This window comes from Dactylosporangium aurantiacum (assembly GCF_000716715.1).
Taxonomy (GTDB): Bacteria; Actinomycetota; Actinomycetes; order Mycobacteriales; family Micromonosporaceae; genus Dactylosporangium; species Dactylosporangium aurantiacum.
Genome location: NZ_JNYJ01000040.1, coordinates 71,528 through 80,844, shown reverse-complemented (window position 1 = coordinate 80,844; position 9,317 = coordinate 71,528). Strand labels below are relative to the sequence as shown.

The 9,317-nt window shown below is 74.4% G+C and carries 13 protein-coding genes; 5 read left to right on the top strand and 8 right to left on the bottom strand.

Annotated features, from left to right (window positions below):
• From OP18_RS61150 to OP18_RS36920, 4 genes are all read right to left on the bottom strand, one after another.
• Positions 1–106, bottom strand: a 106-nt coding sequence (locus OP18_RS61150; protein ID WP_156090058.1) for a transposase, incomplete at its 3' end; no start/stop codon positions are given.
• 350 nt (positions 107–456) lie between these two features.
• Positions 457–651 carry a hypothetical protein gene (locus OP18_RS36930; RefSeq protein ID WP_033363789.1) on the bottom strand — a complete coding sequence of 65 codons (195 nt, stop codon included), beginning with the start codon at positions 649–651 and terminating at the stop codon, positions 457–459.
• 45 nt (positions 652–696) lie between these two features.
• Positions 697–1,080, bottom strand: coding sequence for a VOC family protein (locus tag OP18_RS36925; protein ID WP_033363788.1), 384 nt, complete (start codon positions 1,078–1,080; stop codon positions 697–699).
• Between the two features lie 13 nt (positions 1,081–1,093).
• Entirely contained in the window at positions 1,094–1,828 is a 735-nt protein-coding gene (locus OP18_RS36920; protein ID WP_081971422.1) for a peptidylprolyl isomerase, read from the bottom strand.
• A gap of 233 nt (positions 1,829–2,061) precedes the next feature.
• Here OP18_RS36920 and OP18_RS36915 point away from each other — a divergent pair, with 233 nt between their 5' ends.
• On the top strand, positions 2,062–2,634 hold the full coding sequence (locus tag OP18_RS36915; protein WP_156090057.1) for a hypothetical protein: 573 nt from the start codon (positions 2,062–2,064) through the stop codon (positions 2,632–2,634).
• 4 nt (positions 2,635–2,638) lie between these two features.
• Here OP18_RS36915 and OP18_RS36910 read toward each other — a convergent pair whose 3' ends face one another.
• Entirely contained in the window at positions 2,639–3,571 is a 933-nt protein-coding gene (locus tag OP18_RS36910; protein WP_063745691.1) for a fatty acid desaturase, read from the bottom strand.
• Between the two features lie 40 nt (positions 3,572–3,611).
• The gene (locus tag OP18_RS36905; RefSeq protein WP_033363786.1) at positions 3,612–4,601 is read right to left on the bottom strand and encodes a LacI family DNA-binding transcriptional regulator; all 990 of its coding nucleotides are present in this window, start codon (positions 4,599–4,601) and stop codon (positions 3,612–3,614) included.
• Positions 4,602–4,736: 135 nt separating this feature from the next.
• Here OP18_RS36905 and OP18_RS36900 point away from each other — a divergent pair, with 135 nt between their 5' ends.
• Entirely contained in the window at positions 4,737–5,450 is a 714-nt protein-coding gene (locus tag OP18_RS36900; RefSeq protein ID WP_033363815.1) for a copper homeostasis protein CutC, read from the top strand.
• Between the two features lie 32 nt (positions 5,451–5,482).
• Here the strand turns inward: OP18_RS36900 and OP18_RS36895 are convergent, their stop codons facing one another.
• Positions 5,483–6,043 carry a DUF4291 domain-containing protein gene (locus OP18_RS36895; RefSeq protein WP_033363785.1) on the bottom strand — a complete coding sequence of 187 codons (561 nt, stop codon included), beginning with the start codon at positions 6,041–6,043 and terminating at the stop codon, positions 5,483–5,485.
• Positions 6,044–6,073: 30 nt separating this feature from the next.
• On the opposite strand from OP18_RS36895, the gene OP18_RS36890 reads away from it, so the two are divergent.
• The 3 genes from OP18_RS36890 (at position 6,074) to OP18_RS36880 (ending at position 8,085) form a co-directional block, all read left to right on the top strand.
• Positions 6,074–6,433: a MazG nucleotide pyrophosphohydrolase domain-containing protein gene (locus OP18_RS36890; RefSeq protein WP_081971421.1), complete on the top strand. Its 360-nt coding sequence runs from the start codon at positions 6,074–6,076 to the stop codon at positions 6,431–6,433.
• Positions 6,434–6,509: 76 nt separating this feature from the next.
• On the top strand, positions 6,510–7,319 hold the full coding sequence (locus OP18_RS36885; RefSeq protein ID WP_211273782.1) for an ABC transporter ATP-binding protein: 810 nt from the start codon (positions 6,510–6,512) through the stop codon (positions 7,317–7,319).
• Complete coding sequence (locus OP18_RS36880; protein WP_033363783.1) at positions 7,291–8,085, top strand: ABC transporter permease; 795 nt, start codon at positions 7,291–7,293, stop codon at positions 8,083–8,085. The genes OP18_RS36885 and OP18_RS36880 overlap by 29 nt, the downstream gene beginning before the upstream one ends.
• 49 nt (positions 8,086–8,134) lie before the next feature.
• On the opposite strand, the gene OP18_RS36875 is transcribed toward OP18_RS36880, so the two are convergent.
• Positions 8,135–9,157: a LacI family DNA-binding transcriptional regulator gene (locus tag OP18_RS36875; protein WP_033363813.1), complete on the bottom strand. Its 1,023-nt coding sequence runs from the start codon at positions 9,155–9,157 to the stop codon at positions 8,135–8,137.
• Positions 9,158–9,317: the final 160 nt, after the last annotated feature.

The window sequence follows — 9,317 nt, the reverse complement described above, 5'->3', positions numbered from 1 at the left end:
GCTGCCGTCTGTCCCACTTCGGCGGACGACCCAGCGACGGCTGCGCAGGCAGCAGCGGCGCCAGCGCCGCCCACTGCGCGTCGGTCAGGTCGTGCCGCCTCGTCACCGATAGGGTGGCCCACGAGGTCTCCGGTATGAAGTTCTGCTTGGTCGCTGAACCATCTACCGGAGACCTCTTCAGCTATCGATCACCGCCACGCCGAAACCTCACCCCACCGCGGCCCCTGTTATGAAACGCGCCCTAGGTCCGCATGCCGAGGCGCCTCATAGGTCCCGCGCGCCGAAGCCGCATAGGTCCGCGGGTCAGATCGGCCTGACTGGGCCGCATGCCGACGGGCCGGGCAGCGCGGCCAAGGACGGCGCATCACGGGCACCCGACCACGGACGAGCGCCCGCGAACGGCCCGCCGACGGGCTCACCGCAAAGGCCCGTGACCGCGCCGCCACGAGCCAGGTCTCAGGCTCCAGCCTCCCGCTGCCGCCGCTCGCCCTCCAGAGCCCGGCTGACCACCCCCGCCCGGCTCGTCGCCGTGCCGGCCGCGACCTCCGCGTCGATGTAGCGCACCAGGTCGTCCGGCAGCTGGACCACGAGCTGCGTCGTCCCGCCGGCACCGCGCCGGGACGGGATGCACTCCGGGATCGGCGTCGCCATACCCTCGACTGTACGCTTATGCCGACAAGCCCACCAATCCGCTGCTCAGGGCCACCGGGTGGCGTTGGCGTCGGTGAGGGTGCCGGGCTGGTCGAGCACGACGCAGAAGGTGACGCCGGCGGGGTCGTGCATGACCCACCAGCGGTCGTGGCGCTCGACGCGGGTGGCGCCCAGGGCCTCCAGGCGGGCCACCTCGGCGTCGAGGTCGTCGGTGTGGATGTCGAGGTGCACCCGGGGGCCGCCGGCGCCGACCTGCTGGGCGAGCAGCACCAGGTCGTGGGTCGGCAGCCGGGCGCCGTGGAACTCGGGATACTTCGCGACCTGCTCCAGGGGTGCGTCGAGGGCGCCCCGCCAGAACGCCACGGTGGCGCCGTGGTCGGTGGCGGGGACGTCCAGGACGATTGTGTACAGCCTGCTGTAGTGAGCCACGCGCCGAATGTACCTACGCCGCCAGCAGGATCGAGGTGCGCAGGGCCGGGGCGCCGTCGACGGGGGCCGGGTCCTCGGGCGTCGGGGCGACCCCGCCGGCGGCGATGCGGTCCAGGGTGTGCAGGCCGAGGGGGCGGACGCTGCCGAAGATGGTGTAGTTGGGGCGCAGCGCCGAGTCGGCGAAGACGAGGAAGAACTGGCTGCCGTTGGTGTCCGGCCCGGCGTTGGCCATGGCGAGGACGCCGCGGGCGTACACCTTGCGGGCGCCGGTCGGGTCGGTCGGCGCCGGCGGCAGCCCGGTCGGCAGCTCGTCCTTGTACCTGTACCCCGGGCCGCCCTCACCGGTGCCGGACGGGTCGCCGCACTGCAGGACCTTCAGCGTCGGGTACGTGGTGAGCCGGTGGCAGATGGTGCGGTTGTAGAACCCGTGCCGGGTCAGGTGCAGGAAGCTCTGCACCGTGCACGGCGCCTGCGCCCGGTCCAGGGTGAGCGGGATGAGGCCCAGGTTGGTGAACAGCGTGACCGTGACCGTCCCGTGCGCCGGGGTGTGCCGCGGGTCGCGCGGCAGTGGCACCGGCCTCACCGCCGGGTCGTCCGGTGTCGGCGTGTACGCGCACGGCCCGCCCGTCGGTCCGGGAGCGCCGGACGTGCCGGTCGCGGCTTCGGCGGGGCCGGCGGCGAACGCCGAGGTGGCGATCAGGGCGAGTGCGATCACGGCGGCACGGATGCGGACCACGTTGTCCTCCATCGAAGATTGGCAATTCCTGAAAGGTCTAACGGATGTCGATGCCTTCGTCAAGGCGGCGGCCGGGATCCGTGCCCGATTGCTGGTGGAACGGCGGCATAGCGGCGGGACCGCCCCTTCCCGTTGTTCACCTCCTGCATGTCCGGCGTGCGCGTACGCCCGCGCCTGTTGGTCATGCGATGTCCCGAGCGTGTGTCCCAGCGGGTGGGCGTTCCCGGCGGGCGAAGGGGCAGCGGGTGCACCAATCGAGGTTCGTCTTCTTAGCGTTGGCCGGAGCGGCCGCCGGCGTGGCCGCCGGTGACGGCGCGGTCGCCGAGGCCATGATGTGGATGCTGGTGTCGCCGAACAACCGGCCGCTGGGCCGGGCGGCGCGCACGTTCGAGACGTACGCCGCGGCCCGCGACGCGGTGCTGCGCCTGCGCACGGAGTTCGCCGCGGTGCGCAGCGCCGTCGCGGCCGTGGAGTCCAGCGGGCAGTGGGTGTGGCGGGCCGAGCTCGGCGGCGTCACCGTCGGCAGGTCCAGCCGTTCGTACCTGCGCGCCCGGGAGTGTCACTACAACCTGGAACGCTTCCTGGAAGCCGTGCCGGCGGCGCTCGTGGTGGCCGGCACCCGCAGTGTCCGAGGCGGTCACCCTGCGGCGCTCGACGCCGCCGGTGACACGGCGGCGCTTCCGCCGGGCCCGGCACCGCGGGGCGCCCGGGCCCCGCACGCCGAACGCCCCCGCCGCGGGGAGCGCGGCGGGTGGGCCCGGGGCGCCCGCCCGATGCCGCCCGTGTCCAACGCGGGATCGCGCACGCCCCGCGGCTGAACGCTCAACGTGCCGCGGTGACCCGGTCCAGCCCCCGCAGCGCCGGCTCCGGCACGGGCCCGCGCAGCTGGCGGACCACCGCGGTGGCCCAGCCCAGGTGCCACTCGTCGGCGTCGGCGTGGAAGGCGGCGCGCAGCTCGTACCAGTGCAGGCCCGGGTGCCGGTGGTGGACGCTGTGCAGGTTGAACGCGAGCACGAACAGTTCCAGGGACCGGGGCAGCCGCAGGTTCATCGCCTCCAGGGGGCGCTCCAGCCGGGTGCGGTAGTGGTAGGCGTTGTCGGCCATCGACACCAGCAGCGCCCGCCCGCCGACGGCGGCCGCGAGCAGCCAGGCGTGCCGGCCGTAGGCGAGCACCGCGGCGGCGTACGTGGTGACGACCGCGAGCGCCTCGACCCGGAAGCGGTGCAGCGTCCCGCGCCGGGACACCCGCTCCAGCAGCAGGCCGGTCACGGAGTCGAGGCTGTCGGTGCGGCGCACCAGCCACCGCCAGCCGGCCGCGGGCAGGGCGGCCAGCAGCACCGACGCGGCCTCCAGCAGGTACAGGCCGCCGAGCAGCCGCGGGTAGTAGCCACGGGCCGCGGCGAGCCAGGTGGTGCGGGCCGGGTCGTAGACCTCGGTGCGTTCGCGGCGGGTCCGGCTGAACCGGTGGTGCAGCAGGTGCCCGGTCTTCAGCAGCGAGAACGGCGCGCCGTAGCCGGTGGCCAGCACCCGGGCGAGGCGGTCGTTCCACCGCCGGTCACGCAGCAGGGTGCCGTGGATGCCCTCGTGGATGAGCGACCACAGCGGCACCGTGGTGAGCGCCAGCGGGACGAGCAGCCACCCCCACCGCGGGTCGGCGGGCAGCAGCCACACCGGCAGGACCAGCAGCTGCAGCAGGAGGGTGCCGGCGGCGGCGGTGGTCAGTACCGCCGAGGTCAACGTCTGACGGGCAGCCATGCCCGCACCGTAGACCGGCGCGGAGAACGCCCGGGAGAACTCAGCCTGAACTGTCGCGGACGGTCAGTGTGGTCGGGAACGTGCCGTGCCAGCCGGGGCCGACCTCGCCCGCGACCAGCGCCCGGGTCGCGGCCGCCGCCATCTCCTCCACGGGCTGGCGCACCGACGTCAGCGGCGGGGTCGTGCAGGCGGCGATGAGGCTGTCGTCGAACGCGACCACCGCGACGTCCTGCGGCACCCGCCGGCCGGCCGCGGCGAGGGCCTGCAGCGCGCCGGAGGCCATCAGGTCGCAGGCGACGAAGAGCGCGTCGAGGTCGGGGTGCTCGCGCAGCAGCCGGCGGGTCGTCCCGGCGCCGCTGGACCGGGTGAACTCGCCGTCCTCGCCGGTGATCGGGTCGAGGCCGAGGTCGCGCACGGCGGCGAGATATCCGGCGCGGCGGTCGATGGCGTCACTGATGTGCGCCGGGCCCGGCACGGCCGCGATCCGCTTGCGCCCGTTGCGATGCAGCAGGTGTACGGCCTCGTACGCGCCATTGGTGTTGTCCGGCACGACCGAGGGCACGGCCGCGGCGGTGCGCCCCATCGACACCACCCGCGGGCAGACGGCGTGGAAGTCCGCGGCGAGCCCGGCCGGGACGTTGACCAGCAGCGCACCGGCGCTGACGGTGTGCGCGACGCGGTCGAGCAGCCGCGGCGCGTCGGCGATCCCGACGACGTGGACCCGCATCTGCGCCTCGGTGTGCCGCAGCCCGTCGACGATCCCGGCGATGACCCGCCCGTAGTAGGGGTTGGTGCCGAAGCTGGTCGGCTGGCCGTCGACCACGATGAGCTCCACGACGTCGCCGTGCCCGCGGGCCAGGGCCCGCGCGGTCGGGTCGGGGCGGTAGCCGAGCCGCTCGACGGCCCGCGTCACCTGCTCGCGGACCGGCGCGGCGACCCGGGCGTTGCCGTTGACGACGCGCGAGACGGTGGCCCGGGACACCCCGGCGGCCTGCGCGACGTCGTCGAGGGTGGGCCGTTTGTGCTGCATCGGTCAACCTTATGGTCCGCCGGCGACGCGTCGCGAATCCCTTTCACGAAAGCGGCCGGACCGGTCCGCGAATGTGCCGCTCGACACCACGGCGGGCCGGGCAGCGGGGCAGGTGCCGCTGGCACGATGGAGATCATGAGCGCGCCGCTGCTGGAGGTCATCGCCCTGGACGCCGCCGACGCGCGGCACGCCCGCGACGGCGGGGCGGACCGGGTGGAGCTGGTCAGCGACATGGCGGCCGACGGCCTCAGCCCGTCCCCGGCGACGGTGGCGGCGGTGCGGGCCGCCGTGGACCTGCCGGTGCGGGTGATGGTGCGCACCGGGCCCGGCTTCGCCGCCGGCGACCTCGGCCGGCTGCGGCGCACCGCCCGGCAGCTGCGGGCGGCCGGCGCCGAGGAGTTCGTCCTGGGGTTTTTGGACCGGCGCGGCGCCGTCGACCTGCCCGCGGTCCTGGAGGTGCTCGGCGTGCTCGACGGCGCGCCGTGGACCTTCCACCGGGCGATCGACCACGCGGCCGACCGCGCCGCGCTGCGGGCCGCGGTCGCCGGCCTGCCGGGCCTGGACGCCGTGCTCACCTCGGGCGCCCCGGCCGGCCTGGCCGAGGGCCTCCCCACGATCCTCGCCGAAGCCGAAGCCGAAACTCTCACCGGCGGCGTGCGGCTGCTGGCCGGCGGCGGCCTGCTCGACGAGCACATCGGCCCGCTGCTGGCGGCCGGCGTGACCGCGTTCCACTCCGGCGCCGCCATGCGCCCCGGCCGCTCGTGGACCGCCCCCGTCGCCCCGGACCTGGTCCGCCGCCTCCGGACCCGCCTCAGCGCGGTGGCCGTCGGCGATCAGGCCGCCGGCTGACGGGCCCGTCCCAGCGCGGTGGCCGCCGGCGATCAGGCCGCCGGCTGATACGGCGCCTCGGCGGGCAGCAGCGCCCGGGCCTCGTCCAGCCGGCCGGCCCTCACGTGCTCGTGCACGGCGTGCGCGAGCCCGGTGACGTCGGTGATGCCGACGGTCCACTCGTCCACGTACCGGCGCACGGCATCACCGCTGAGGCCCAGCTGCAGCGACCGGTGTTCGAGGGGCCGCAGGTGCAGCGAGCGCTCCGGGTCCCACTGCACCCGGACCGGGCTGGCGCGCAGCTGCCGGGCCCACGCCTCGCGGCTGGCGTGCACGTCGGGGACGTAGTGGCTCAGGCAGGCGCCGGCGAGCGCGGCGTCGAACCCGGCCCGGCGCAGCCGGACGGCGAGGACGTGCTCCTGGCCCTCCTTCGTGGCCCAGCCGCTGCGGTACATCATCCACAGGAACGACGGCTTGATCCACGTCATCCGGTCACGCTTGAACGGCGGCACGAACCGCTGCGCGGCGACGGCGCTCAGCGCGATCGCCGGCCCGTATGCCTGGTAGACGGTGACCGTGTCCTCGTCGAACACGGCGCGGATCTCGTGACGCACGCCCGCACCCTAGAAGGTTAGGGTGGCCGGGTGCCATTCGTTTTGAACGACCTGCCCGCCACCGCCGCGGACGTGGCGGCGCACCTGGAGGCGGCCGGCTTCACCGAGTCGGTGCAACTGCGGCAGACCCTGGCCCTGGCCGAGGAGGTCGGCGAGTTCGTCGGCGCGGTGCGCCGGCACGCCGGGATGGCGCGGCGGTCCGGGCCGTTCAGCGACGTCGAGGCGGAGCTCGCCGACGTGGTGCTCACCGCGTTCGTCACCGCCCACACCATGGGTATCGACCTGCGGCAGGCCCTGGAGGACAAGCTCGCGGTCGTCTACTCACGCGGCTGGCGCGAAACGCCGCCGGCCTCCGCCGCGGCGCCTTCGCCGGCCTCCAGCGCGGAGTAGCACGGGGGCGGATCGAGGCCCATCGGTGCCGATCCCGGGAGGATCATTAGCCCGGCTAACGAGCTATATTGGCCGGGTGGAACCCAGTGGACCGGCCGTGCGCGTCGACGGCCTGCGGCACCGGTTCAAGGAGACCGTCGCCGTCGACGGGCTGGACCTGGTGGTGCGTGCGGCGGAGATCTTCGGCCTGCTCGGGCCGAACGGCGCCGGCAAGACGACCACGATCCGGGTGCTGACCACGCTGCTGCCGCCGCAGGCCGGCACGGTCGAGGTGTTCGGCCAGGACGTGCGCCGGCGCAGGATGGCGGTGCGGCGGCTGATCGGCTACGTGCCGCAGGCGCTGTCCGCCGACCCCGCGCTCAGCGGCCGGGAGAACGTCGCGCTGTTCGCCCGGCTGTTCGACGTGCCGCGGGCGCTGCGCCGCGAGCGCACCGCCGAGGTCATCGACGCGATGGGCCTCACCGACGCCGCCGACCGGCCCGCCGGCACCTACTCCGGCGGCATGATCCGCCGCCTGGAGCTGGCGCAGGCCCTGGTCAGCGCGCCGCGGCTGCTGGTGCTCGACGAGCCGACGATCGGCCTTGACCCGGTGGCCCGGGCCGGGGTGTGGGACCGCATCCACGAGACCCGCGCCCGCACCGGCATGACGGTGCTGGTCACCACCCACTACATGGAGGAGGCCGCGGCGCACTGCGACCGGGTCGCGCTCATGCACCGCGGCCGGATCCGCGCCCTGGACACGCCCGCGGCGCTGGTCGCGTCCCTCGACGGTCACGGCGGCGGTGGTGGCGGTGCGAACCTCGACGACGTGTTCCGCGAGTACACCGGCGACGACCTCGACGGGGGAGGGTTCAAGGATGTCCGTGCCGCTCGCCGCGCCCGTTGAGCCGCTGCGCCTGCTGGCGTCCCGCACGGCCGCGCTGTGCCTGGTGGAGCTGCAGAAGCTGCGCCGCGACCGGACCGAGGTGGTCACCAGGGCCGTGCAGCCGGCGCTGTGGCTGCTGGTGTTCGGCCAGACGTTCACCCGGCTGCGCGTCGTCCCCACCGGTGGCGTGCCCTACCTGGACTTCCTCGCCCCCGGCATCCTCGCCCAGTCGGCGCTGTTCGTGTCGATCTTCTACGGCATCCACATCATCTGGGAGCGTGACGCCGGCGTCCTGGCCAAGCTCATGGTGACGCCGACGCCGCGGGCCGCGCTGGTGACCGGCAAGGCGTTCGCCGCCGGGGTGCGCGCCCTCACCCAGGCCCTGGTCGTCGTGGTGCTCGCCGCGCTGCTCGGCGTCGGGCTGGACCTCGACCCGCGGCACCTGCTCGGCGTCGCGGGCGTGCTCGTGCTCGGCTCGGCGTTCTTCTGCTGCCTGTCGATCACCCTCGCCGGCCTGGTGCTCAAGCGGGACCGGATGATGGGCATCGGGCAGGCGATCATCATGCCGCTGTTCTTCGCCTCCAACGCCCTCTACCCGGTGTCGGTCATGCCGGGCTGGCTGCGCGCGCTCAACCACGTCAACCCGCTCAGCTACGAGGTGGAGGCGCTGCGCGGCCTGCTCATCGGCACGCCCGCCCGGCTGCTGCTGGACTTCGGCGTCCTCGCGGGCTCCGCCGCCGTGGCGGTCGCGGTCGCCTCCGCGCTCCTCGGCCGTCTCACCCGCTGACGTTCGGCAGCCGTACCGCGCGGCGCCGGCCCGACGGTGTGCCCGCGGGTCAGCGGGTGGGGCGCGGGCCGGTGGAGCCGCGGACGGTCAGGTGCACCGGCAGCATCACCGACTGGCGCATCGCCGGGGCGCTCGGGTCCAGCCGCGACAGCAGCATCGACACCGCGACCCGCCCCGCCTGCTCGATCGGGGCGGTGAGCGTGGTCAGCGGCGGGTGGCAGAAGTCCGCGCCGAAGATGTCGTCGCAGCCCACCACGCTGATGTCCGCCGGCACCCGCACCTCGCGCTCGCGCAGCCGCTGCAGGATGCCGATCGCGAGCAGGTCGTTGAAGACGATGCAGGCGGTCGCGCCGGTGTTGAGCACCGCGTCGGCGGCCGCCGAGCCGGAGCGGCGCCCCGACGGGAACGGCCCGACCCGGGTGAACGTGAGCCGGTGCCGGGCGGCGACCGCCCGCACCGCGTGCCAGCGGGCCTCGTTCGGCCACGACCGTTCGGGACCCGACACGTAGGCGATGTCGCGGTGGCCGAGGGAGATGAGGTGCTCGGCCGCCTGCCCCATCCCGGCCGGGGTGTCGATGATCGCGCTGGGCACGCCGCGCACGTTGCGGTTGATGGTGACCAGGGGGATGTCCTGGGCGAGCGCGGCCAGGGCCCGGTCCGGCAACCGGGACGCGGCCAGGATCGCCCCGTCCAGGGAGCGGCGCATCTTGTGCAGCAGCTCCACCTCCAGGTCCCCGGAGTCCTCGGTGTCGATGAGCAACTGCGCGTAGCCGGCGGCCTTGAGCTGCATCTGGGTGCCGCGCAGCACGCCGAAGTAGAACGGGTTCGTCACGTCCGAGACCAGCACCGCGATCGCGCCGGTGCGCCCCGAGCTCAGCGCGCGGGCCTGCGAGTTGGGCACGTAGCGCAGCTCGCGGGCGGCCGCCTCGATCCGCTCCCGGGTCGCCGGGTTGACCCGGCCGGGGTTGTTCAGCGCGCGGGACACCGTCGACGCGGCGACCCCCGTGGCCGCGGCGATGTCGTTGATGGTGACCGGCCGGTCACCGGAACCGAACTGGTGTGCACGGGGCATGGCCGACAGCAAAGCAGATGATGGCAAACGATGGCAAACGATTGCCGCTGTGATTGCAGCGCTGATAGCGTCCCGCTCAATCCGCCGTCAAGCAGCATCGATGCACCCGGCCGACACCCCCAGGACCGCTGGCCGGCGCACCGCTCACTGAGGAGTGGAC

Excerpts from the sequence above, each read along its gene's own strand:
- OP18_RS36930 (WP_033363789.1), bottom strand. The coding sequence starts at position 651 with ATGGCGACGCCGATCCCGGAGTGCATCCCGTCCCGGCGCGGTGCCGGC.
- OP18_RS36920 (WP_081971422.1), bottom strand. The coding sequence starts at position 1,828 with ATGGAGGACAACGTGGTCCGCATCCGTGCCGCCGTGATCGCACTCGCC.
- OP18_RS36910 (WP_063745691.1), bottom strand. The coding sequence starts at position 3,571 with ATGGCTGCCCGTCAGACGTTGACCTCGGCGGTACTGACCACCGCCGCC.
- OP18_RS36905 (WP_033363786.1), bottom strand. The coding sequence starts at position 4,601 with ATGCAGCACAAACGGCCCACCCTCGACGACGTCGCGCAGGCCGCCGGG.
- OP18_RS36900 (WP_033363815.1), top strand. The coding sequence starts at position 4,737 with ATGAGCGCGCCGCTGCTGGAGGTCATCGCCCTGGACGCCGCCGACGCG.
- OP18_RS36880 (WP_033363783.1), top strand. The coding sequence starts at position 7,291 with ATGTCCGTGCCGCTCGCCGCGCCCGTTGAGCCGCTGCGCCTGCTGGCG.
- OP18_RS36875 (WP_033363813.1), bottom strand. The coding sequence starts at position 9,157 with ATGCCCCGTGCACACCAGTTCGGTTCCGGTGACCGGCCGGTCACCATC.